Raw genomic sequence first — 26876 nt, forward strand, 5'->3', positions numbered from 1 at the left:
TCCTATAGGTTTATTAAAGTAATTTCTGGTTTTTCCAGATAAACTTGATCTAATTCAAATTCAGGGTTGTACTGCAACGTTAAGACCACCTGCCATCCCTGCTGCAGCTTCTTATCAGGAGCGCAATCTCTTTGCGGCGTACATTCACAATACAATGGTTGACAGCAATGCAAACGATCCACTGTATAGTGGTTTTGCCATAAATTGCAGAGTTTACGTGCTCTCTCAGCCCCCATCTCACCGTAAAACTCTACTTGCATATTTACCTGAACCGATTGCTGTACAATGACCTTATCATTTGCTGGCTGATAATAACTATTAGCCATATCCAAAGCTTGCTCCGATAAAATGGACATCACAATTGCATCATCAGGGAAAGCTTTATACTGCTGCTGGCTTTGAATAATCGTTTCTGGTGGACATGAAAAAAGCCCGAGCATATATGCCCGGACTTCCGCATAAATATCCGCATGTGTTATCGATGCCATAATCTCCCCTTCCACCTGACTGCCCAAGCTTTGCTTCGTGGTATTAAATGCATTTCACTGCCATAATTCGTCTTGCAAACAGAATCTACAAAACCTTCCGCACTACTGCATTGAAAAACAGTTTTTCCAGCTGTCATACAGTGAAACAGTCCTTGTCGGACTGGGCTAAATTTAAGAAATAGGGTTGTTAAAATCAAAAATTGGGTTCTCCTTTTTAATACTGATTTCTTGAACAAAGTGATTTACAGAGCCAATAGCAAGAGTAATCCAGCCATTGACTTCTTACTCACCTCAACTTAAAGGCTTATCTATTTAACATTTGCAAGAGACTTATTACTGATTTTTTTTGCCCTTCTATTCTTGGACTTAACCTCAATATGTTTACAATCTGCATGAGCAAATATCTGCCCATTCTTGACTATATCCAGATCCTTATTGCTATTTAACCAGGCCAACCAAAAATACTCTGCTACATTGGCAGTCATAGCAAACTCATCATTACCGCTATGATCCATCCCATTAATATTCACTACTTCCTGCCCCACTTGCAAAAGTATCCCATTTGGCAACTTACACCCAATCGTAACCATCTTATATGCCATATTAAAAACCTTAAAATAAAACCGCCTCATCAGGCGGTCAGATATGCAAAATCTATTGGAAATCTCTATATTTACCAAAATAAATATAATCATCAAAACTTAAAATCATCATTTATTACCAAAATAATTACCCAAAAATCATTTTAACCAAATATGATAAATTAATAGAAAGCCTTATACATTCATTCAAACTTCAAATCCAGCTTAAATAAATAACCTCACCAGTTCAGCAAGTCCGTTTTTGATTAAACTGATTTCGCAGAAAAATATTTAATATCTCATTAATTTTACCAGGCAAAAAGAGTTAACATTTGACCATACCCTTCTTAACTGGTTACATTAAATATTTTGACACATGAAAAAAACCATTGAGCTGCTCAACATGCCTACTACCAATAAAACCAACATAAAATCCAAACAACATCTCAATGCACTCACATCATCATTGCCTTTAGACTCGCCCTAAAATGCCAGTCTAAACTAAGTACCTCATTACAATAGAGCCGTGAACCAAACAAATCAACTATTAATAATCAACATTCAGTGAAAACCATCGAATCCTCTGCAATACAGACTCTCATTTTTCTTGCCGGGTTTGTATTTCTGCACAGCAGAAATCAACCTCATCTAATGAGCGATTAAAAAAAAACCCGCCAGAAAACCGTCGGGTAACTTTTTTTTCAATAGAGACATGAATAAACTAATTTGATGCAGCATACCTGCTTTGTCATACTTTGCCCTTCTTATAGGTACAGCAAAGCTGCCAACTTAAAGAAAGGCAAATAACTGGTGCTTTTAAAGGGAAGCATACCTACACTGTATAATTAGTTTAATATACAAACTAGACCTGTCAAGCACTAAATTTAAAAATTCGCCAAATTTTTTTCCAGCCAAAATCCTTGCTCGACATATTGCTAATATTTTCCACAATGATTCAAAGTTGGACAAAAAATCAAAAAAATTAAATGAAATCATTCTTGCTTTTATCAACCAGCGATTCCTTAATATAAGCTTCTTCATTAAAGATAAAATGCCTACCCCATAAAACAGCTACCATTTCCACATCTGTCTAAAAATCCCTTTTGGCAAATAGCTTGATTTGAATTTCTGAACAATAAGAGAAATAAAAAAAATGCATAACAAATAGAGCAACAATAAATCAACTTTTTGACCAACTAAGAGACTAAAAGATCATTACCTTAATATATTAATCGACAAATAAAAGTGAAAACCTTAGAATTTAAAGTTTAAATTCAACAATTCATTACATACCATTTTAAAAAAGCTTAAATCTTTTAGTTCCTCAAATTTGTTAGACAGAGACAAGAAAAGATTTTGGATTAATAAATTATTGGAAGACATTAGCCATAGATTATCACCATCAATGCTAGCCGCCCAAAAATCACAACGCTTTTTAAAATAGTACAAAAGATTACTTTTCTCTAATACAATATCTTCGGTACTCAGGTAGATATTAAGATTTTTGTCAAAAAAATGACCTTCAAAAAAATATATTTTCGTCCAGTCAAATCCTAATTCACCATGACTATTTATATCATTAAAATATATATTGTCCATAAAAGCTAATTGTGAATGATCAGATAAAAATACTAATTTAGCTTTACTTGTATCAATACCATTTCCTCTGCCATAAACGTTTCTTATCAAGAATAAGCCTTTGAACATTCCAATTTCTCTGAGTACATTATGTATAGCCCCAATATTCTTGAAGTACAGCTTAAAAATCTTTGCCATGATTAATTTTCACCCTAATTTCTTTACAATATAGTGATTAACTAATTCTAAATTTCATAATTTTATCAATCCAGACAATATATAAATCCGTATACACCCATATTTTCATTTTTACTAATTTGGTTGGAAAACTCAAATATACGGTTTACTCAATATTTATTATAAATTCTTAAATTACTTTTTATATCCCATTTGATTTAAAAAGATAGTTTTTAGATTGTTTTGTACAGTAAAAACTGGTAATCCTATTCCAATAAAATGGTGTTGTAGAGCCTTTGTGAAATTTAGACTTTTCATAAATTTTTAAACTTTATAATCATTCCTGCGTCCAATAAACATAATGCTCCTATTTTTTATAAACTTATGTTTTTATATAAAATTATTTTCTTTTTTCGTAAGAACATACCTGCACAAGAAGGATAAACATGTGGTTTTTTATTAAAAAATATGATTTTTTTACTAGCCAAATTATCTTCAATGATTTATTCCCTTTCTGGCTGTAGACATTTTTATATTTAATTATCATCTACATAATTTGTCACCTCAACATTAGGTTATTTAAAACCATTTTTGTCAGCTAAATAATTATTTTTGATGCTGCTATAGCTTACCGTTATACGATCTTTGCTCTGGCTCTAACAGTTTCTTATTACATTATAGAATGTTACTGAAATTAGCAATCCCAAAAGGATTTAACACCCAGAGAATTTAAATGATTCAAAAATTAAAATGTGCATCTTTGTAGAGAAGCTCATATTTTCTTTTTAACATTCTTCAGGTTTCTTTATCATATACTTTATAGTAACTCCAGTAAGGAAAAGGTGCATACACTTCAAAATTGATTGGATAAAGAAATGCTGAAAATTGTATTGGTTTTTCGAATTTTTGCCATATCGGTAAATTGATCTTTTTTAAAAATACTCTACAACGTCTTCTTAATTCTTTCCACTCTTTACCATTTAAAAAATCTTCTATTGTGGTATGAATTTCAATATTTTCTTCAAAATCACTACCAAAGCAATGGTCTTCTATTAAATCGTCATATAAGTCCTCCAGATCTTCATCTGAAGAATAGTTAATCTTTGGATTTTCGCCAGAAAACAAATCAAACATTCCATAACTATTTGCTCTAATCGAAATATACAACTGATAAATAGGATTAATTATCTCGAAATTGTATTTTTCGTCGGCATATAACCAATGATATTTTAAATGGTCTTCTTTTGTAACAGCTGCAAACCTATTAATATAAAAATATTTGAGCTGATTTCTCGGATTCATGCACATAAATGAAAGATTATAATATGGTTCCATATCCCAAAAATCAGGTTGCTTTCTACTCGCCACATTATTTTTCATGGATTTATTCCGTACTTTTTGTCAACGTTTTAATTATATTTACCCTGTATATAGTATGCCACCTTATCATTTTTTTGTGAACTTAGTTTTTAATCATTAATTCTTGCCTGATAAATGGTTTATACGACAAAGTGCTGGGATTCATTATAGTTTTATATGTCTTAAATATATAAACTATAAAAAAATAATCAATTTTTACTGGGTATAAAAAAGACATTTCATATATAAGGGAGATATCCTAAATTAAATCGTAATGAGTTTTTCTAAACTAGCAATTCATTCATAATACAATTTTTATATTTTATTACATTATCATAATATAAATTAAATTTTTTAAAATTATTATACTTAATAGCTGTTGTTTTTATGATTTGAGTAATTTAGTCTTAAATTCCTCTTAACCTGATTTCAGCAAAATGATTTCGACCATTGAATCTAAGCGCTAACTTCATTTTCTGTAATATCTCTATTTATTTGCTGATACTAACAGAAATCGTCCATTGGAAACATATTCATTTTCATTTTTTTCCAACTATATTTACGATTTTTGTTATACATAAATTTATTAAATAGTTTTTGATCTTTTGATATAAGCAAGGTATTGCTATCACAATCCCAATCAGGCAACGTGTTGAAGAAACTAAAATGAAAAAGTTGTACGATTGTTTGCCAATAATATAAAGTTACTAAACTAAACTCATACTTGCTCATCGCTTCGATATAATCATGCAGCCAACCATCTTCAGGTTCATTTGAAAATATTAAAATATATTTATTATTAGAATATAGCAACTGAGCAATAATCCACAAAAAATTTTCGTCAATATTTCCCATTAAAGCAAAATTACCATACTTCCCATATTTATAAATTCCTAGGATATCAAATTTTGGTTCTTTTAAAGAATACATCATACAGATTTCATCATGTGTTTCGTTTAAATATTCATAAAGAAATTTTACCCATTCCATTAAACAATTTTTATCATCATCGCCACTTATGCTGATTAACATATAAAGATTCCCATGTTCATCATACAATTGTTTTAATATATTGAATGTTTTTATTAAACCACCACAATATAGTACTAAGCCCTTATCCTCAAATATATTACTCATGTAGTAACCCAATTTAAAAATTACTTAACAATTTAAAATTACAGCATTTTTAGAATACATACCCTAAATTTTTAAGGTACGTTTTACTGCGCATATCTATTATAGTATTAGGTATAATTTATTTTTTATAAAAAGATTCTTAATACAATATCTATTAGAATTTCTTTTTATATAACTTATATAAAGATTGTTCTTCTGCAATTATTTCATTCAATTCTTCCCATGCAGCTATATATTCTATTGGCTTATTTTCAAGCGATTTGAATTTTTTTTCTGCAGCATCAAATCGAGTAAAAAATTCTTCTTGTATTTTAATCGGGATGCCATATTTTTTTTCTCTACGCCACATTATATATTCTCTTGAGCTATTGATATTATTTTCTAACTCAAAATAATGGCTTCCAAACTTTGTCAGAAAATAATTTTTAATTGAATTATAATCTTTTGTTGTTAATTCAAAAGGTTCCCATTCAACAGGTTCATTTCCTAATATAACATCATAAGAAAATTTTGGGTTTAAAGTAAATTTTTTAGCTACCTCATAAGGTGGGAATATATGCAATCCATTAAAAAAGCTATAGCAAATATCTGAAGCCCATACTAATATGGGTACGTTTTCCCAATTTTCAGTGTAATCATTATAACATTTTACATAACTTAAACTCATCATAAAGTCTCCTATATTTTAAGACTTAGTCATTGGATGGTGGAATCATGCTAATACCAATATAGGAATCTTGTTTATATCCTTTTTTAACCATTCAAAACCATCATTTTTTGCAGGTTAATCTGGCGCAAACATATCCATTGTTACACTCTTCCAACGGTTAAGATTGGGTTCAATAGCCATCAATGTGTTAAACAATTTTTCATTTTTTGATATCAATAAAATATCTGCAAATATGTCCCAATCTGGCAATAAGGCAAATGAAGAAAATTTGAAATTATTTAATAGTGTTTGCCAATGTTTTAATGTTACGGAAGTTAGATTATTACTTTGATATAAATCCTGTAGATATTTTTCTAGCCAAGTATTATCTGGTAGATCAGAAAAAAGAAAGGTATGCCATGGAAGTGCAGAACAAAATGCCAATGCCACTGCCAATAACATACTGTCATTGATGGAGCTGATTAAGGTATATTCGCCATTCTGGCCATAATTAAATTTCTGTACTATTTCATAATCTGGCCAATCTGGAGAAATCAAATCTTTAAATTCTGGAAACCACGAAATAATATAATTATAGCCTGAATAAGCACTAGACAACTCATATTCTTTCGCTGTTCCAAGCAAAATACAAAATTTTTTACTTTCTTGGTATAAAGCTTTCATTACAGAATATGCAGCATATGCTCGCCTTTTGTGCCAAATTAATCCTGTACTTTCAATTAATACCTTATCCATTTTTGCTTCCTTGTAACAGTCAGTTTTAAGGTAAAATTACATCTGATAATGGTTTTCTCCGGATATCTCGACTGAAAAGCTTATTTTCTTATTTACAGTGATAATGATCCTCTTAAAATCAGATAATCGATGCTTATCGATGGCATTATACTTTGTTTATTTCTGATTTTCATGCATATAGTTATATGCATGGTTCAATATCCAAAAATTTTATATGTTTTCAACTAGCTACGTCATTTTCATTGATTTGCTTCTTTCCATTTGTAAACAAATTGATTATATTCAATTTTAATTCATTATATAAACGCATCAGGCTTTATGTCTTCTGTTTTTATTACAACTATGTAAATGGTTTATTCAATATAGTTCATTAAGATATGATAGCCTGCCTATATACCATCTTTGCTCTAGACCTAACAAGATCTCATCACATTATAGACTGCTACTGAAATGAGCAATCCTCAAAAAATTTTACACGCTGGTAATTTAAATGACTTAAAAATTAAGATGTGCATCTTTGTAGAGAAGCTCATATTTTCTTTTTAATGATTCCCAGGTTTCTTTATCATATACTTCATAGTAACTCCAGTAAGGAAAAGGTGCATACACTTCAAAATTGATTGGATAAAGAAATAATGAAAACTGGATTGGTTTTTCGAATTTTTGCCATATTGGTAAATTGATCTTTTTTAAAAAAACTCTACTCCGTCTTCTTAATTCTTTCCACTCTTTACCATTTAAAAAATCTTCTATAGTGGTATGTATTTCAATTTTTTCTTCAAATTCTTCAAAGAAGTCTCCGTCTCCCAATAAATCGTAATATAAGTCCTCTGGATCTTCAAAGGTTGAAAAGTCAATTTCGTCGGGTACGTCAGGAAAAAAATCAAACATCCTAACGCTTCTTTCGCTAATCGAAATAAACAATTGATAAATAGGATTAATTATCTCGAAATTGTATGTTTCGTCGGCATATAACCAATGATATTTTAAATGTTCTTCTTTTGTAACGGCTGCAAACCGATTAATATAAAAATATTTAAGCTGATTTCGGGGATTCATGCACATAAATGAAAGATTATAATATGGTTCCATATCAAAAAAATCAGGTTGTTTTCTACTCGCCACATTATTATTCATGGATTTATTCCGCACTTTTTGTCAACGTTTTAATTATATTTACTCTGTAAAGAGTATGCCACCTCATTAGTGTTTTGTGAACTTAGTTTTTAATCATTAATTCTTGCCAGAAAAGGGTTTATACGACAAAGTGCTGGGGTTCATTATAGTTTTATCTGTCTTAAATATATAAACTATAAAAAAATAATCAATTTTTACTGGGTATAAAAAAGACATTTCATATATAAGGGAGATATCCTAAATTAAATTGTAATGAGTTTTTCTAAACTAGCAATTCATTCATAATACAATTTTTACTATTTAATTCTATTGTCATAATAGAAATTAAATTTTTTAAAATTTTTATACTTAATAGCTGTTGTTTTTATGATTTGAGTAATTTAGTCTTAAATTCCTCTTAACCTTATTTCAGTAAAATGATTTCGACCATTGAATCTAAGCGCTAACTTCATTTTCTGTAATATAGCTATTTATTCGCTGATACTAATTGTTCATTGGAAACATACTCAATTTTAATTTTTTCCAACTATATTTACGATTTTTGTTATACATAAATTTATTAAATTGTTTTTGATCTTTTGATACGATTAGTAGATTGCTACTCCAGTCCCAATCAGGCAACATGTTAAAAAGACAAAAATGAAATTGTTGTACGATCGTGTGCCAATAATATAAAGTTACTATGCAATACTGATTGGGATCAGCAGTCTTGTTGATCGCTCCGATATAATCATGCAACCATTCTTGTTTAGGTTCGTTTGAGAATATAAAAAAGATTTCATCTGAACACCAAATTATCAGATAAGCAATAATTAACAGCATATTTTCGTTTATATTTCCCAACAAAGCAAATTTACCATCGTTACCATAATTATAAATTTCTAGGATATCAAATTTTGCTTCTTTTGGAGAATATATTATACTGGCTTCATGCAGAATTTCGGTCATGAAAAAATAAGTTTCCTCCCCCAATTCCATCAAACCATCTTTATCATTACCCCTTATGTCTGTTAGTATATACAGTTCACCATGTTCATCATACAATTTTTTAAGTATATTGAATGTTTCTATAAAATCACCGCAATATAGTACTAAGCCCTTATCCTCAAATATATTACTCATGTAGTGACCCAGTTTAAAAATCGTTCAACCATTTATTTCCACCTTTTTTAAACAATATATTTTTATTGATAAATATATTTCTTCTGTCCATCAATTTTGAAGTATTATATATAATATTTATATGTAAAGACATTTATATTGAAACTGAAAATTTAAATTATCTGGATTAATTTAGATAGCTTATTTTAACTAGTTTATTTAAACCATTCTAAGAAGATAAATAATCATTTTCGATGTTGGTTATAGCTTGTCCCTAGACTTTCTTTGCTCTGACCCTAACAGTTTCTCATTACATTATAGAATATTACTAAAAATAGCAATCCCCAAAAATTAAACACTGGGAAATTAAATGACTTAAAAATTAAGATGTGCATCTTTGTAGAGAAGATCATATTTTCTTTTTAACATTCTCCAGGTTTCTTTATCATATACTTTATAGTAACTCCAGTAAGGAAAAGGTGCATACACTTCAAAATTGATTGGATAAAGAAATAATGAAAACTGGATTGGTTTTTCGAATTTTTGCCATATCGGTAAATTGATCTTTTTTAAAAAAACTCTACTCCGTCTTCTTAATTCTTTCCACTCTTTACCATTTAAAAAATCTTCTATTGTGGTATGTATTTCAATTTTTTCTTCAAATTCTTCAAAGAAGTCTCCGTCTCCCAATAAATCGTAATATATGTCCTCTGGATCTTCAAAGGTTGAAAAGTCAATTTCGTCGGGTACGTTAGGAAAAAAATCAAACATCCTACCGCTTCTTTCGCTAATCGAAATAAACAATTGATAAATAGGATTAATTATCTCGAAATTGTATGTTTCGTCGGCATATAACCAATGATATTTTAAATGTTCTTCTTTTGTAACAGCTGCAAACCGATTAATATAGAAATATTTTAGCTGATTTCGGGGATTCATGCACATAAATGAAAGATTATAATATGGTTCCATATCCCTAAAATCAGGTTGTTTTCTACTCGCCACATTATTATTCATGGATTTATTCCGCTCCTTTTGTCAATGTTTTAATTATATTTACCCTGTATAGAGTATGCCACCTCATTAAGGTTTTGTGAACCTAGTTTATTATCATTAATTTTAGCTAAATAAATAGCTTATACGACTAAGTGTTGGGGGTTATTATAGTTTTATATGTCTTAAATATATAAACTATAAAAAAATAATCAATTTTTACTGGGTATAAAAAAGACATTTCATATATAAGGGAGATATCCTAAATTAAATCGTAATGAATTTTTCTAAACTAGCAATTCATTCATAATACAATTTTTACTATTTAATTCCATCGTCATAATATAAATTAAATTTTTAAAGATTTTTATACTAAATAGCTGTTGTTTTTATGATATGTGTAACTTAGTCTTAAATTCCTCTTAACCTTATTTCAGCAAAATGATGCTCGCCCGTTGAATCTAAGCGCTAACTTCATTTTCTGTAATATCTCTATTTATTTGGTGATATTAACACAAATCGTCCATTGGAAACATATTCATTTTCAATTTTTCCCAACTATATTTACGATTTTTGTTATACATAAATTTATTGAATAGTTTTTGATCTTTTGATATAAGCAAGGTATTGCTATCACAATCCCAATCAGGCAACGTGTTGAAGAAACTAAAATGAAAATGTTGTACGATTGTTTGCCAATAATATAAAGTTACTAAACTAAACTCATACTTGCTCATCGCTTCGATATAATCATGCAGCCAATCATCTTCAGGTTCATTTGAAAATATTAAAATATATTCATTATTAGAATATAGCAACTGAGCAATAATCCACAAAAAATTTTCGTCAATATTTCCCATTAATGCAAAATTACCATCGTAACCATATTTATAAATTCCTAGGATATCAAATTTTGGTTCTTTTATAGAATACATCATACAGATTTCATCATGTATTTCGTGTAAGTATTCATAAAGAAATTTTACCCATTCCATTAAACAATTTTTATCATCATCGCCACTTATGCTGATTAACATATAAAGATTCCCATGTTCATCATACAATTGTTTTAATATATTGAATGTTTTTATTAAACCACCACAGTATAGTACTAAGCCTTTATCTTCAAATATATTACTCATGTAGTAACCCAATTTAAAAATTATTTAACAATTTAATTTTATACCATTTTTGGAAAACGTACCCTAAATATTTAGGGTACGTTTTTTTTAGCCACTTCAAATGATAATGATTATCTTACCAAAACTATTTCTTATTTATGTTCCAATGATAATGATAATCGCCCGATACAAAATCCTCATTCCCATGAATAGGATGCCAATCCATTCTAAACCATTGTCTATGACCTGCATTTTTTGTCTCCCCTTGAGAATGTCCTAAACCTATTAGCCTACCTCCTTGTTTTTTAACTTTGCCTATTTCAAGCTGTATTTTGCGATGGGATTTCGCTAATGTGATCTCTCCAATATTAATTTTTACACTAGGAATCCATGGCTTACCTTTAAGAGGTGTTGGTCCATATATTAATAAATTATTTTTGGGACTTTTTATGAATTCTATCACTTTACCCTTACCTTCTCCATTTGTAATTCCAGCAATAATATGCGGAATATTGGAACCCAAATTTGCCATCGCTAAATCATAGTTAGTCATAGCATTTATAAATCCTTTGTCTTTTTTTGCTCCTTTTAAAAGTCCTTGATAAATTGGTGAGCTGAAATAATTAGATGCATTCTTAAGGGCAATTACGGATTGATATATTACCAATGCTTTATCTATTTTATTATATAGATTTAATAGCGTATTAATATGAGCCCATGATCGAGTTGAAAGTGATATGTTTATTTCTAGTAATACCATATGTCCACTCGGATCAACACCATTCACAGGGTCTGCATTAGCATACAAATAAGGATTCAGTGTAATAGGATTGTTCTTCACCCCTTCGAAACTGTCTCTACTAATAAACCGCCCTATTTTCGGATCATAATCTCTCGCTCTTAGGTGATAAAAGCCACTGTCTTCATCTAGATATTCGCCCACGTATCGATGATTAATTGTGCTGTTTGGCTGGGCTGTATTGAGTGCATTGCCAAAGGCATCATAATCAAAGCTGGTTTGTAGTTTACCTTGATCATCGGTGATCAATCGGGTTGAGCCTTGACCATCTTGGTAGAGATAGTTTACTTGCCCCGTTGGATCTTGGGTGATTAGGTCACCTACACCTTCTGGTGTATGCAGATATATGGTTTCTCGCCAAGCTCCCTGATTTGTTCTGGTTTTTTCCAGAACGATTTCGCTATAAGGACGCTCACTATCGATCAGGTATTGGGTTTCAACTTTATCTCCATTTTTTTCGGTTACTTTTCCTATGGTGAGGTTTAATTAAAAAAACCGCCCTATATTTCCATAAGACGGGTTTCAATGGTATGAGAATTTATGAATAAGCTAGAGTTCGAAAGATTTAGCTTTGAAATATACGCTATATCTGCTCAATAGGTGATATCTGATCCATTATTGGGAAACAGGTACCGCAGTTAAGTAGTCCAGATTAAATCTTTTCCAACTCTTTATGGATATAACCATATAATGACGCAAATTCGTCTTGGTCATTATATTCATCTATACAAAATGCTGATTGATTATCCATAATATAATTAATTGTCGTTAAAACCCTATCTTTAACGGGTATTAAAAATTGAGGATTTTTTTCTAACTTTTCTCTGATCAAACCAAAAAAAGAATAGGCTGCATCATAAGAATCTATATCTTGATAATGTTCATTGATTATATAATCAATAACTCCTTGAATATAATAATAAAATGGCACAGGAGGCATCCATCTTAAAGCATCGACATACTCTATAGCAACGACTCCGTTATAAATTCTTTGCATTTCAAGATTAGTTTTTCCAAGAAATTTTTCATAAACATATTTCAAATCCAAGTCACTATTTGAAATCTTTCCCCATTCCTTATCCAATGGGATATTATCAAAATTATTTTTCATATTTCTTTACTCACTTTACTCACTTTACTCACTTTACTCACTTTACTCACTTTACTCACTTTACTCAATATTTTATTGATGAAGAAAAATTTTAATTTTTTCTTATAAAATCCCAGTAAACATTTTCTTACTGGGATTTATTTTCAATTAGTGATCTTTATTTTTTTACACAATATTTTTGATGATTCTCTTTCAATTTTTTAAGCCTGTTTTCCCATGTCTGAATCTTCTCAGCATGCCGACCCGATAGCCACATGGTATCCCAAAGCTTATAGCGCGAAATTACTGCTGCCACCCGGTGAATTTCCTTAGAAATCTGACTACAATCTTTGCCCGACGGAGGTGTCCACATATCAGACAGTTTTTTCATTATAACATATTGAATTTGTTTTTGGGCCTCTTGCGCAGGAGTTAAGGCCATAGGCGATGATTCTACAGGGAAGGATGCTATTTCATAATTTATCTCTCTATTCAAGAATATTAATTCTAGAATTGTTCTTACTGACTTGCCAAAAACTATAGCCGATGTTGCAAATAAAAGAGTTGAGGTGATAGGATATTTAGCATATGTTATTGATATTACATAAAAAAATCTACCACTCGGATCAACAACATTTAAAGGATCATTAACAGCATAAATATATTTATTAAGGGTTAGAGGTACATTGTGTTCTCCTTCAAATTCATCCAAGCTGGTAAATCTACCCACTGCCGGAGCATATTCTCTAGCCCTCATATGGTAGAAGTTAGCGTCTTGATCAAAGTATTCGCCAACATACAGATGTTTGATGTCTGTTGTTGTGGGCATTTGTCCAAAAGCTTGAACCTCATCACCAAAGGCATCAAAGCTATGCGTTTCGGTGATTACTCCTGTGTTATCGGTCACGAATCTTGTTGAACCTTGACCATCCTGATAGAGGTACACTGTTTGTCCAGCTTTGGTCTGAGTGAGCAAATCACCTACTCCATCAGGGGTATGCAAATAGCTATGTTCTTCCCAAGCTCCGTTGTTGATACGGATACGCTCAACAGTAATTTCACTAAATGGCCGTTCACTATCGACAAGGTACTGTGTCTCGGTGATATTGCCACCTTGCTCCATTGTTCTACCTATGCGGTTATTCTCGCCGTCGTAGGTATAATTTACTTTGACCTGTTTGATCTGGTCATCTATTTGGATCAGGCGATTATTGCTATTCCATGTATATTTAATCTCTCCTTGGTCTGTGGTTTTGCCAATTAAGTTGCCATTAGCATCCCATTGATATTTGGTTTCTACACCTGCTGTCTCTTCGCTGACCAATTGGTCGTTGGCGTTGTAGGTATAGTTTGTTGTTACACCGTTATGTGTTTTGCTTTGGCGGTTGCCCATCGCATCATAGGTATAGCTGGTAAGGGTAGTGTTATCTCCTTCGGTGATTTTCTCTTCTAGCAGTTTGCCTGTTGCGTCATAGCTATAGTTAACGGTACGTTGTTTGCCATTGATGCTTTCTATGGCTTGTGTCCGTCTGCCGTTTTTATCCAGGCTATATTTAAAACTTGCCAATATGTTGTTGTTTGCATCACGGTGAATCAGGGATGTGAGCTGATTGGTTTCGTTATAGCTGTAATGGCTACTTGTGCCGTTGGCTCTAACAATTTGGGTACGATTGCCATTGGCATCATAGCTAAAGCTGGTGACGCTACCATCAACTGCGGTGATGCTTTCGATACGGTTCAGGGCATCATAGCGATACTGTATGCCTGAACTGTTATTGATACGCTGGCTGGTTTTGTTGCCATTAGCATCCCATGTATAGGCAAGTTGACCTGTTGGGGTTGTCAATTCCAGTGTATGACCTAATAGATCGGGCTTATACAGTAAATCTCCACTGCTGCTATCTACTACTTTGGTGGTATAGCCATGTTGGTCGTATTCATAGCGAATAGTTCGACCATCAGCGTAATCTGCTTTTTCCAGCTGATTGCTGTTGTTGTACTGGTAAGTACTGGTTTTACTGTTAAAATCAGTATGTTTTTCCAGCTGACCCAGTTGGTTATAAGACCAATTTTCTTTCTGACCTAATGGTAAGATCCGATGTGAACGCTGACGAGTCTTGTTATAGCCAAATCTGGTTACATGGTTATTGGCATCGGTTTGCAAGATTAGGCTGCCGCGGCTGTCATAACCATAGTTGGTCTTGTGGTTTAGTGCATCAGTTACCTGATAAAGCTGACCTATCGCATCATAGCTAAACTGGGTTTTGGCATTTTCAGCATCTATAATCGCGGTTTTTCGGCCAGCTGCATCGTAGGCATATTTGATGGTGCTGCCATTCGGTAAAACAGTTTGGATTAGCTGATTAATATCATTGTATATATGCTCAGTGACATAACCCAAAGCATCAATTGAATGTTCGAGATTACCTACTGCATTATATTGACTTTTGACTGTATTACCTAAGGCATTTTTTTGCTCAATCAATCGACCTATGGCATCGTATACCATGCTGGTACTGTTACCTCTGGCATCGGTTGTTTTAACTGCTTGGCCGTTGGCGTCGTACTCGGTTTTGGTAATGTTACCTAATGCATCTTTGACTTCGGTAGGCAAATTCCGAGCATCGTAAACGGTTTCGGTACAAACTCCAGCGATGCAAGATTTCAGTTCATTACCATTACCATCAAACTCTGTCAGTTCTTTGCGTCCATCAGGTGAAATCATTTCTACCTGATTGCCGTTGCTATCGTATTTAAATACGGTGACACGCTTGTTTGGTTCAATAATTTTGATCAGTTGATCCAGCTTGTCGTATTCAAATTTGGTGACTTTGCCGTTTTCGTCAGTCTGGGTGAGCACGTTACCTTTATCATCATAGGTTGAACGGGTGATGATTTCTGTCGCTTTACCATCGATGATGACGCGCTGTTTAACCGCGGTCTGATTGCCTTTGGCGTCATACTCATATTCGGTTTTGTTACCAGCAGCATCGGTTTGCGATGATACTAAGCGTTTGCCACCGATGTCGATATAGCTATAGCTGGTTTTATTACCTAAAGGATCGCTGATAGCAGCTAAATCACCTTTTACGGTATAGCCAATACGGGTGGTTTGACCCAATGCATTGATAATCGCCGTTAATGCACCTGTGCCTTTTTCGTAGGTGTGTTTGGTTTCTCGGCCTAATTCATCCTTGCTAACGGTTATGTTACCATCTTCGTTATAAGCAGATTCGGTGGAGAAGCCTAGCGCATTGGTTTCTTTAGTCACTTCACCATAACGATTGTATTCGCGTGTGGTTGTGTTACCCAAGGCATCAGTTACGGTGAGTTCATTACCATGTTGGTCATAGGTGTACTTGGTGGTGTTACCCAAGGCATCTTTTTCTTCGATGATATTACCTGTGTCATCATAGATATACACGGTGGTATTGCCATTACGGTCTGTGACGGAATCGGTTTTGTTGTCAATGTCATGCTCCAGATTAACTTTAAAGCCTTCTCCATCGGTTTGACCAATCAAATACCCTTTATCATCAAACTCAGCCTTAAAGACCCGCTTGCCATTAGGTGCGATGATCTCGTCCAGTTGATGACGTTGCGACGGTGCTTGATGGTAGGTGAATTTGGTATTACCTCCTTGTGTATCTGTACTGACAGCCAAATTGCCATCATTATCATAGGAATAATGCAATACGCGTTTATCTGGGCTCTCAACCTGGGTGATGCGACCCATGGAATCTCTGGTAAAGATCAGGCTAGCACCATTTGAGTGGGTTATACCGTTTTTGGTATAGTTCAAGGTGTTACCAAAGCGATCCTGAATCTGTTTAATACCAAAGGATTTATCCAGATGGTATACGGTGCCGTCTCGCGTGGTCAGTTTGAAAGACTGTGGATCGACTTTATCCAGATTCCAGTAATCGAACAAATTGCCACCATGGACGCGCAAATCGCCTACATCTGTCGCTTCCAATGTTGAAGTGGTGCCCTCCATCGGTTCAAATTTAATCTGGAAGAAGTTACCTTTCAGTTGTAGCATCCAGGTATTACAATCTGGAGTAACGCCAATTTTGAAGCGTTCCATTTTGCCATCAGGTAAACGTATGGTTGCTATACGGGAACCAACAGGACGTGGGCAGAATTTTTGATTCAAACCTGAACCTGTTTGTTCAAGATCCCAATCTCGTCCGGGTACACCATTGGTCTGAATTTTGACGTCCTGATAATCCACGCTCCAGCCATGACCAAAGTCCAGCTTTTCATGTTGACGGCGGGTATCATAGGTTCGGGTTAGGCGTAAGGGTAAGTTGCCTATATCAATATCCAGATCCAAAAAGCTTAAGGAGAACTGCCCAACTTTTTGTTCACCTGAGATTATCACGCTGATTTCGGCACTAGACTTATTACCGCCATTATCAGTTGCAACCAGTAATAAATCATACAATCCATTTGCCATGATTTGTGGATTGATGTTGCCTAATTTGGCATTCACTACTGAGCTGGTCCCTTTGGCTATGGATGTCCAGTTGTTTTCTGAAGCAGGTGAAATAAACAGCTGATATTCTGCTATATTGGCATCTGAAGCAGTACCCACAATATCTGTAATGGTCGTTACTTCGGCTACTCCGATATTATTGGAACTCGCTGGAGCAGAAATTTCCACTACTGGCGGTATGGTATCCGCCACATCTTTAACGATGAATGATGCTTCTTTGGTTAATTTTACCCCGTTAGCATCTTCCACAGTTGCAACTAAGGTATGCAATCCAATGTCTGTACTGCTAACCTTTGCGGTTTGCCCGCTTACGACTACAGTCTTACCATCTAAAGTTAGAGATTTGACCGTATAAGGTTTTTTGCCTCCCTCTAAAACGATATTGACTGAAACATTTTCACCAGGAGCCACTATATGCGGATCGGCAGACATATCTATGCTGAATGTGCCGGTACCGATGGCGGTTGGTTTATTTACATTCAGTTTATATTGTTGCTGATAGTAGGATCTGCCGTCTTCGACCTGTATAACAATTTCGTGGTTACCCAAAACAGGTTTTTGCCAGTTTAAAATACCATCGCGATCAAAAGCCATTCCAGCCGGACCTTTTACTAAGGTATAGGTAAGTTTGTCACCATCCGGATCAACGGCAAGCACTGGGTAGCTGTAGGGCTGATTTTCAGTCCATTGGGTAACAGGGATACTGGTGATTTTGGGTGGCTGGTTATTGACTGCACTTTGCACCACTTGCAGTTGGTAGCTTTGATAAACCAGGTTGCTTCCATCACTCACTTCCAGTTTGATGGTATATTCGCCTAAGGCAGGTTTTTCCCAAACCAGTAAACCATTGGCATCTATAGTTACACCAGCTGGTCCTTCTACTAATTTGTAGGTGAGCACATCGTTTTCAGGGTCGGTTGCCTGTATCTGATAGGTATATTTTTCTCCTACTGTGGTACGTGATTTGGGTACGCTGGTAATACTAGGGGCTAAATTACTTGGAGGGGTGGAAGTCACATTGATGGTGAAGCTTTGAGTAACCTGATGAAAACCATCACTCACTATCAGTTTCACTGGATGTGAACCCTGTACTGGTTTGTCCCACACAAACAATCCACTAGAATCTATGCTCGCCCCTTTTGGACCTTCTTCCATGCCATAGATCAGTAAGTCTCCATCAGGATCAGTAGCCACAAGCTGATAATTGAAGGATTGATCAATCACTGCATCTTTAGCTGGATCGCTCACGATCTGTGGTGGCATATTGATGACTGGTTTGTCGGTGATCACTAAAGTAAAGCTTTGCTCCATTTGTGCTTTGCCATCGCTGACCGCTAGTTTGACAATATGTTCGCCAAGACTAGGCTTAGCCCAAGTAAACAAACCATTGGCATCGAGGCTAGCCCCTTTTGGTCCTTTAACCAAGGTATAGGTTAAGTGATCGCCATCAGGATCGGTTGCCACCATCTGATACTGATAAGCTTCGTTGACCACACCTAATGTGGTTGGTGTACTGGTGATGCTTGGAGGATTATTTAGTATCGGTGTATCAGCATCCACAATGTGCAAGGTGTAATGCTGTTCTACCCAAGCCAAGCCATCATTGACTCTCAGTTTGATCTGATGTTCACCAAGCACTGGTTTAGCCCAACTAAATAAACCATTGGCGTCAACACTTGAACCTTTTGGTCCTTCAGTCAGACTGAATTTTAATGCATCACCATCTTCATCTTTAGCAATGAGCTGGTAGCTATAAGCTGCACCCAGATTACTGATGGTATTGGGAATGCTGGTGATTTGTGGCGCATGATTGGCATCCTCGCCCACACGTAGGGTAAACTCTTGTTTGGCTAGCCCGCCGCGGCGATCACTGACTTGTACTACAACTTTATGGGCACCGGCTTCGGTATTTTTCCATATTAATGCCCCTGTGCCAGCATTGATTTCCATATGGTCTGGCGCATCCAGCAATGACCACTCCAGATAATCGCCATCAGCATCGGTTGCCGTTAGGTTATACTGATATTTTGCATTAATAGGGCTATAAGTAACCGGTGAACTGGTGATGACAGGAATATGGTTAGCTTCAGCACTTACTTTAACCTGATAGGTTTGCTTAACTTTATTATTATCTGCATCGGTCACTTCCACGATTACCTGCTCGATGCCTTCTGCGGCTGGTGTCCAGGTAATGACTCCGGTTTTTGCATCAATGCTCATGCCGCTAGGCGCTTTTAACAACGCATAGGTCAGTGCATCACCATCCACATCAAAAGCCTTAGCTTGGTATTGATAAGGGCTATTGACTGTTGCGTTGATTACTGGTGTACTCACAAACTCAGGTTTGCTGGTTACCACCAACACCAGACTTTGTTTATCTTTAGCGCCATGTGGATCTGATACCACAACCGTTACAGGATAGCGTCCAGGTAAAGGTTTAGACCAGTAAATTCTTCCGCCAGCAGTTATTTTCATACCCGATGCTTGGCTTTGCAAACTATAGGTGATGGCTTCCCCTTCAGGATCCGTTACGGCGATTTGATGGGAAAAATAAGTTTCTGCTGGAATTCGCTGCGGAATTTGATTGGTAATTTTTGGCGGTAAATTTCCATCCACAACCGTAATATGATAAGGTTGTGTCACCTTATGACCAGCGGTATCTTCTACCTCGATATTGACACTGTAAACGCCTATATTCTTAGGTGCCCACTTAATTTCACCTGTGTTTTCATCAATGGTCATTGAGGTAGGTGCTTCCAGCAAACGGTATTTAAGTACATCACCATCTGCATCTTCAACCACAGGTTGGTAACTATAAGGCGCCCTAATATCCCCACCCAATTTAGGCTTAGTAGTAAAGTAAGGAGGGCGATTCAGTTCTTTATCAGGATCTAAGTGTTCTGGAACAACGGAAATCACTTTACCTGACGAACAAATTTCTACACCTTCTGCATCAACAGGATGAATCGTATAAAAATAACTTTGTTCATTGCTTACTGTGTCATCCAGCCAAGTTGAATAATTAGACTTGGTTTCACCTAGAAGTACATAAGGTCCGTCGTAGGCGGTTGAGCGATAGACACGGTATTTTTCTACCCCAATATCATCCCATGTAAGCTGAACTTTGCCTGGCTTAGGACGCGCTTCAAGGTTGGTGATACAAGATGTTTGTGGTGATATTTTATGGGCACCAAACGCATCGACATACACATAACCACCATGTCCAGTTTGAGCGCATTGAGCGCCAATTACGCGTACTTCAAGTTCGTGTCCAACCTTGGTATCAGGTACTTCTATATCCACATCAATAAATGGTGTTGATCGCCAAATACTGTTTGATCCATCGTTTCCATAAGTGATGGTGGTGTAGAATTCTCTGCCAGGCTGGTTGGAATAGGCAAAATCTTCATAGAGAATTTCATCAGTAGTTAAATCTTTGAGTTGTACATGGAAATAAGGTTGGTTATTGGCAATGTGGCCAGGATCTTCCAATACCGCAGCATAATTAAAACGCACATGTAATTTGCCATCAGATGGGTCGCGGTCTTCCTCAGTAATACTCGCTTTTTGGCTGATATGGTTAAGATGTGCTCCATTAAATTCATCGTTAACCTTAGCTGTATAATTCCCTTGCCGCGGTAAAGTTAAATGCGGTGCTCTAGGATCAGATGTGGCACCTACCATATTTAGAATTCTCTTTCCACCACGATTTATTTTAATATCTTTATGGGTAAACGGAGGAGAGCCCTTTAATCCTGGGTTATAACCAAACCCTTCTGTCCAGTGGCTAAAGTCACCATTCTCAAAGTCACCATTCAAATAAATGGCATTGGCCGTAGGCACCATTGATGACATAGTGATCGAAGCCACGACGAAGGAACAAACGCTTTTTTTAAATCTATCTTTCATCAACATCCGATTTTTTTTGGGCTTCGGCTGTGAGAGATGATCGTATTTTTTATCGTATCGTTTCATGATTCTCGCTTTTATTTTTCCTGTTAATTACTTATCAACTGTGATTTTCACACCAGGCCAATCAACCACCGGCGCACAGCATTTAGACTGGTTAATTTTATAAAGGTCGTTATAACCAACCCCATAAAGATTGCCATCATCACTTCGATAAAACAGATGCTCTTTGCCACCACCAATGGCCACTACTTTGCCATGTGTATTCGCACGCAGCGTTGCTTTATCGCCGTAAATCATTGGAAATGCACTGCCACCAGTTTGTCCCCATGTATAAATTTCACCATCGTGAGTTAAGGCAAAAGAACCCACATAACGAGCAAATAACTGTTTGACGTTTTTCATGATGACCACAGGTTCAGGAGATGAGATATTCGTTTTGCGCACTCCAATCCCCAAAGAGGCATGTAATCCCCAACCGATTACCGTTCCATCATCCAATAACGCTTCACCCCAACCATTACCTCCGGCGATATACACGATTTGTTTGGCGTAAGGCTCTAGATTAGGTACACGTGTGGGCGTACGAACAATGCTCTGCACACCATATTTTGATCCCTGAAAACCTAAACCGCTGGCTTCGTTGTCTCCCCATGCCCAAACATGTCCTTCTTCCGTTACAGCAAAAGCACCTTCATAGGCGCCACCAATCAAACGGGCTTTTTCACCATTTAGATTGACTGCCACCGGTTTTTGACTGTTTTTGCGTTCTCCATTACCTAACTGACCATACAAATTATGTCCAAAGGTCCATACTTGTCCTTGGTTATCTAGAGCGACCGAAAAGTATTCTCCAACGCCTACTTGGGTAATATCGCCAAGCACTTTACAGGGTGAGGCAACATAAATACTGGTTGTAGGCTGACAGCCTGTTTCGCCATAACCACTTTGTCCCCAGCCATAAAGATCACCATATCGAGACAAAGCTAAAAGGTGATAAGCTCCACCGGTAACAAACTTAATGTTTTGCAGTCCTTTTACCTTTTCTGGAGCAGCGTTACTGGCCCAGGAACGGGATCCATTACCCTGTTGTCCCGAATTTCTAAAGCCCCACATCCACACTTCACCAGCATCATTAACTAGAGTACCGGTTGTGATTAAAGAGTTTTGGGAAATACCGATAACACCATATGGATCAAATATTTTTTTTGCATAAAACTGAAATACATTCGGATAGTCTTTTAAACTCATCCCATCAGTTTGCAACAGACCATTCTTTAAATTTTTATCGCCTAAAACCGCAGTCACTTCCACTGCTTCACCTGCATAGAGACGATCCAGAGGAAGGGATAAAGCCATAGAAGGGTCATCAGGGTTATTAGACGTGAGGTCTGAACGATTTTGTAAGTTTCCTTTAGCTGCACGATGGACCAGATCGCCTTTAAAATAACCAGGTTCACCTACCTCCCAACGGTCTGGAGCAAGATAACCTTGTGGTACATCAAGACTAAGTAATTCACCATGCTCATTAAAAAAAGTATTGTTTTGAGCATCAATATCCAAATCAATCAGACCAGTGAGACGCAAATTGTTAAAAGTTGATCTACCGGTGTTTTTGATTTGCCAGCGCCAAATAGATTCTCCATGAGCTCCTGTGCTTTGGCTAAAAGTAGAACTTAAATTAGAAGGAAGATTAATTTTTTCTTGATTTAAGCGACGATCCTCGTATGTGGATGTGCCATCATTGATAAAAAGACTTAACCTGTCCACCGTAAAACTATCTGCAAATGCCAATGGACTGGCAAGTATTGCCGCTGTGCATAAACTTAACAGCGTCTTTTTAAAGCGTCCTTGTGCTTTTTTATATTTCATTTAGACTCCTTGTGTTACCACTAATGTAAAAATGCATCAGGTAAGATCAAAGGCCTACAAAAGACAATAAATGATTGCATGACACTACTATTCCCTATTGCCTTGAAAACCATCCCAGAACGTATCTATATGACTTTGATATCATGCTAGACACATTAATTTAGCCTTAGTCATTTACCCTACCCAAAAAAAATCCCGCCAGTTAAGGACGGGTTAAATTATTCATATCAATAGAGTCATTAATATTACCAATTCAGGTTATAAGATGTTTATGTCATATTTTTTCCTTTCTCATGCTTAACAAAGTAACATTGACAGATACATAAAATCATTCTCGTCAAACAATGTCATTTAAATGTCAGACTAACAATTTTGAGATTTTTGGCATATGTTCTGGCAGTGGATACAAAAAAACCCGCCAATTATCTGACGGGTTAAAGAAATTTATTACTAAAATATAAATAATGAGTTTTAAAAATTATGCACTGATGTCGCTAATTTTATTTTGCCTTTCTTATGGTCAGCACAACGCTGCCAATTTATGAAAGGCAAATAACTGGTGCTTTTAAAGGGAAGCATACCTGTAGTGTTAATATTAGTTTAATATACAAAAAAGGCCTGTCAAGCTATATTTTTAAAATATTTTTCAAAATCTTGGTGTTGCTGCATGTATCGCCAGAAAATCATCAATGCGCGTTCCACTTCGCGATACCAATTTGCACTGTTGCGTCGTGCCCGCTGATTTTTCTGGGTGGCTGCGCGACTGGATTTTTTAAAATATGGACTGGTATAAGCATATTCCACGCGTAAAATAGCGAATATTTCTCGATCACTTGTTGCCATGATGCTGAGCACATCTTTTACCATATCGAAGACTTCGGCGCGATAGCGCAGCACAAACGCTCTTGGTTTGACTTGTTTATCATGCTTATAGCGCCATTCTGCACTCAAACAATGTCCTTGCCGTTTTCGGTCACGCATCGCCCTTTCATATGTCTTTAACACATCTTCAGCGGTATCAATAAAATTAGATGGATAAACTGTGCTCATTCTCTTCACTCTTTCTAATTAAAATTGTCTTCATAGTCCGGCCTACCCTTTGCCGCCAGACTGGACGCTTTCTCACTTGCAGCAGCATTATTGATTTGTATGATCATTCGATAACTACTGAACATTCTGAATTTGCTGATTTAAGTTGGATATCTGCTTTATCACGCTTTATATGTTCATCTTTCTACCATGGTCAGAAACAACATTGATATTGCAGATAGTGGCAACTTCTCAATAAAAATCTCATTAGCATATTATGGCATTTTGTTAATCTATTAATTGATATGTATTAAGCATAATTAACTAGGGTGATCATTGCTTTAAAACTGCTACTGCTCGAGCTTTTACTCATGGTTAAATTATGATATAAGCATTTATATAACCCACTATTTCAATCTAAAAGAGTGGCTTGACTTAATTCTTCATGGCACTCGGCTTTAGATGTTCCCCATTTTTTACCTAAACGTAATTTTTCTTCGATTAGGTTCAGGTCTATATAAATATCCGCCAGAGCACAAACAAGCTGAAAATCCCGACTGCGGAAATACGCCATTTCTCTTGCAATAGTCTGTTCTTTATTTTGCGATTGAATAATCGCCTCATTTGCTTCCTGTAAGGCGTGGATAATCACCATTACCCATAAATGTTTACAAGCTTCTTCCTGATCTATTTTATTGGTCTCAATTAACTCTTCTAATATATCTACAGACATTTTTTCACCTTTCTATGACATACCAGTCCTAACCACCTAAGCTGGTAACGTTCACATTTATAGTTTTGTATAAACAATCCACGCCTTGCTCAAAGTAACTTTTAAATTCCACTCATCATTTTTTGCAAAGATAATCAGATGCTGGACGATGAAAGCAACAATTTGAGCTAATAAAGTTTTCCCTCCATTTCTCCAAAACTTTATCTAAATAACAATTTAAGAACCTTTAATTATCTATAAAACTATATATTTCCTATTAGATAACTTTATTGTATCTAATTTATTATCTTTTGGCAATTGTTTTTGTATTCTTTTTGCGGTACAGTATTACCTAATTGCACAAAAGAGTACTTATATGAAACTCACTTCCGAAATCAGGCTCGAAAATTTGAAATTATTGGTTACTGAAGCTGGTGGGGTCACTGAGCTATCCAAAAAGGCTGGCTATAAGCAACCAAGTTACTTATATCAAATCATTAATCGCACCCCCGTTCAAAACGGCAAGGCCAAAAATATTGGTGCTATTATGGCTGCAAAGCTTGAAACTGCCATGAATAAACCCAAGGGCTGGATGGATCAGGAACACAAAAAACTCACCGAAGCTAATGCGGTTTTTTTGGGCACAATGGAAGTATGGGATAACTCGACACCAATAGAAGAGGATGAAGTAGAAGTACCGTTTTATAAAGATATCTGCTTATCGGCTGGCACTGGTTTTGCTGACAATATTGAAGACTACAATGGTTTCAGATTACGTTTTGCCCGCTCAACCCTAAAAAAACACAGCATTAATCCAGCTCATGTGGTTTGTGTCACGGCAGATGGAGACAGCATGAGCCCCGTTATACCTGATGGCAGCACCATTGGTATCAATACAGACGATACTCTAATCAGAGATGGCAAAATTTATGCGATTAATCATGACGGTCTTTTGCGGATTAAAATTCTGAAAAAAAGACCAGGCAATAAGCTTCTTATTCAAAGTTTTAATTCAGCTGAATATGCTGATGAAGAGGCAAGCTTGGAGGAAATTAATATTATCGGTCGCGTTTTTTGGTGGTCAGTATTGGCCTGACCCTATTGCATCCGCTGCAAAATTGATCCGTTCGCCTCAACCATGCTTGGGGCGTTTTCAATGCAAACATGAATCATTTACAGCTAAACATCAATCAAGGTGCTAATTTGATCTAAGAAAGATATAGACAATATTGCAAAATGTTATCTTTTAGATAACATTGATAAGTTATGGTTGGATAAAAATAGCCGATAGCAAATTATCTATTAATGAAACATATATTGCTGATTTATTCACGCAATATGATGGTCAAAAACGAATAAATGCAGATTCATGGAAATTTTCTAGAATTAAATTGAGCATAAAAGCATGATTTGCTATTGAAAATTGAAAAGCATTTTATACTTATCAAATGAAAGAATGATTAAGGCAAAATATCATTTTGCTATAGCCATGGATGATGTTTATCGGCTATGGCAACAAAAATGATTCATCTTTGCTGTAATACAGATGCTTTAAAGGTAATGATATCCATTTATCATGATATAGAATAATCTGCTCTACATTTTAATAGTTTGCTGCAGAATTTTTTTTTAATGGATGATTTAGCTATGAAATTCAGTTGCGGCGTCCACATTAAAGTTGCTTTTTTCAGCATTTGGTTTATGCGCAGCCAATCTTCCCGTTATCGACGAGTTGCCTACTCTGAAAGGCGCAACAACCGATTTTGCCATGTCACAGCTACCCTGAGCGCATCCATTTTATCATTCAAGACTGGCTGCATTTATTTGTGATGAGTATAAAGGCATAGCAAAATAAGCAACCGGATTTGGAATGTATTTTCACCTACAGTT

19 protein-coding genes are annotated in these 26876 nt (G+C 35.4%); 1 reads left to right on the plus strand and 18 read right to left on the minus strand.

What is annotated here, in order from left to right; translation table 11 throughout:
- Positions 1-2: 2 nt before the first annotated feature.
- The 17 genes from J3U68_RS08295 to J3U68_RS08375 all read right to left on the minus strand — a co-directional run bounded on the left by J3U68_RS08295 (position 3) and on the right by J3U68_RS08375 (position 25007).
- Entirely contained in the window at positions 3-488 is a 486-nt protein-coding gene (locus J3U68_RS08295) for an LIC_12616 family protein (protein ID WP_267376023.1), read from the minus strand.
- Positions 489-796: 308 nt separating this feature from the next.
- Positions 797-1090, minus strand: coding sequence for a hypothetical protein (locus J3U68_RS08300; protein WP_267376025.1), 294 nt, complete (start codon positions 1088-1090; stop codon positions 797-799).
- Between the two features lie 1233 nt (positions 1091-2323).
- A complete protein-coding gene (locus J3U68_RS08305; protein ID WP_267376026.1) occupies positions 2324-2845 on the minus strand; it encodes a hypothetical protein in 522 nt (173 codons plus the stop codon).
- A 774-nt stretch (positions 2846-3619) separates the two neighbouring features.
- The gene (locus tag J3U68_RS08310) at positions 3620-4204 is read right to left on the minus strand and encodes a hypothetical protein (protein ID WP_267376028.1); all 585 of its coding nucleotides are present in this window, start codon (positions 4202-4204) and stop codon (positions 3620-3622) included.
- A gap of 483 nt (positions 4205-4687) precedes the next feature.
- Positions 4688-5320 carry a hypothetical protein gene (locus tag J3U68_RS08315; RefSeq protein ID WP_267376029.1) on the minus strand — a complete coding sequence of 211 codons (633 nt, stop codon included), beginning with the start codon at positions 5318-5320 and terminating at the stop codon, positions 4688-4690.
- A gap of 154 nt (positions 5321-5474) precedes the next feature.
- Complete coding sequence (locus tag J3U68_RS08320) at positions 5475-5990, minus strand: hypothetical protein (protein WP_267376030.1); 516 nt, start codon at positions 5988-5990, stop codon at positions 5475-5477.
- Positions 5991-6104: 114 nt separating this feature from the next.
- The gene (locus J3U68_RS08325; RefSeq protein WP_267376031.1) at positions 6105-6725 is read right to left on the minus strand and encodes a hypothetical protein; all 621 of its coding nucleotides are present in this window, start codon (positions 6723-6725) and stop codon (positions 6105-6107) included.
- A gap of 495 nt (positions 6726-7220) precedes the next feature.
- Complete coding sequence (locus J3U68_RS08330; protein WP_267376033.1) at positions 7221-7862, minus strand: hypothetical protein; 642 nt, start codon at positions 7860-7862, stop codon at positions 7221-7223.
- Between the two features lie 483 nt (positions 7863-8345).
- The gene (locus J3U68_RS08335; protein WP_267376034.1) at positions 8346-8984 is read right to left on the minus strand and encodes a hypothetical protein; all 639 of its coding nucleotides are present in this window, start codon (positions 8982-8984) and stop codon (positions 8346-8348) included.
- A gap of 354 nt (positions 8985-9338) precedes the next feature.
- Positions 9339-9980 (minus strand): hypothetical protein, encoded by a 642-nt coding sequence (locus J3U68_RS08340; RefSeq protein WP_267376035.1) that lies wholly within the window; start codon positions 9978-9980, stop codon positions 9339-9341.
- A 485-nt stretch (positions 9981-10465) separates the two neighbouring features.
- Entirely contained in the window at positions 10466-11098 is a 633-nt protein-coding gene (locus tag J3U68_RS08345) for a hypothetical protein (protein WP_267376036.1), read from the minus strand.
- Between the two features lie 124 nt (positions 11099-11222).
- Complete coding sequence (locus tag J3U68_RS08350; protein ID WP_267376038.1) at positions 11223-12125, minus strand: RHS repeat domain-containing protein; 903 nt, start codon at positions 12123-12125, stop codon at positions 11223-11225.
- 403 nt (positions 12126-12528) lie between these two features.
- A complete protein-coding gene (locus J3U68_RS08355) occupies positions 12529-12987 on the minus strand; it encodes a hypothetical protein (protein ID WP_267376041.1) in 459 nt (152 codons plus the stop codon).
- Between the two features lie 157 nt (positions 12988-13144).
- Positions 13145-21373, minus strand: coding sequence for a putative Ig domain-containing protein (locus J3U68_RS08360; protein WP_267376043.1), 8229 nt, complete (start codon positions 21371-21373; stop codon positions 13145-13147).
- A 93-nt stretch (positions 21374-21466) separates the two neighbouring features.
- Positions 21467-23245, minus strand: a complete 1779-nt coding sequence (locus J3U68_RS08365) for an RCC1 domain-containing protein (RefSeq protein ID WP_267376045.1) — start codon at positions 23243-23245, stop codon at positions 21467-21469.
- 621 nt (positions 23246-23866) lie between these two features.
- Complete coding sequence (locus tag J3U68_RS08370) at positions 23867-24295, minus strand: hypothetical protein (RefSeq protein ID WP_267376047.1); 429 nt, start codon at positions 24293-24295, stop codon at positions 23867-23869.
- Between the two features lie 391 nt (positions 24296-24686).
- A complete protein-coding gene (locus J3U68_RS08375; RefSeq protein ID WP_267376049.1) occupies positions 24687-25007 on the minus strand; it encodes a hypothetical protein in 321 nt (106 codons plus the stop codon).
- Between the two features lie 355 nt (positions 25008-25362).
- Between J3U68_RS08375 and J3U68_RS08380 the strand changes: the two genes are divergently transcribed.
- Positions 25363-26082: a S24 family peptidase gene (locus J3U68_RS08380; RefSeq protein WP_267376051.1), complete on the plus strand. Its 720-nt coding sequence runs from the start codon at positions 25363-25365 to the stop codon at positions 26080-26082.
- 545 nt (positions 26083-26627) lie between these two features.
- On the opposite strand, the gene J3U68_RS08385 is transcribed toward J3U68_RS08380, so the two are convergent.
- On the minus strand, positions 26628-26756 hold the full coding sequence (locus tag J3U68_RS08385; protein WP_267376054.1) for a hypothetical protein: 129 nt from the start codon (positions 26754-26756) through the stop codon (positions 26628-26630).
- Positions 26757-26876 lie beyond the last annotated feature (120 nt).

Origin of the sequence: Snodgrassella sp. B3882 (assembly GCF_026535915.1) — a bacterium.
In the GTDB taxonomy this organism is placed as follows: domain Bacteria; phylum Pseudomonadota; class Gammaproteobacteria; order Burkholderiales; family Neisseriaceae; genus Snodgrassella.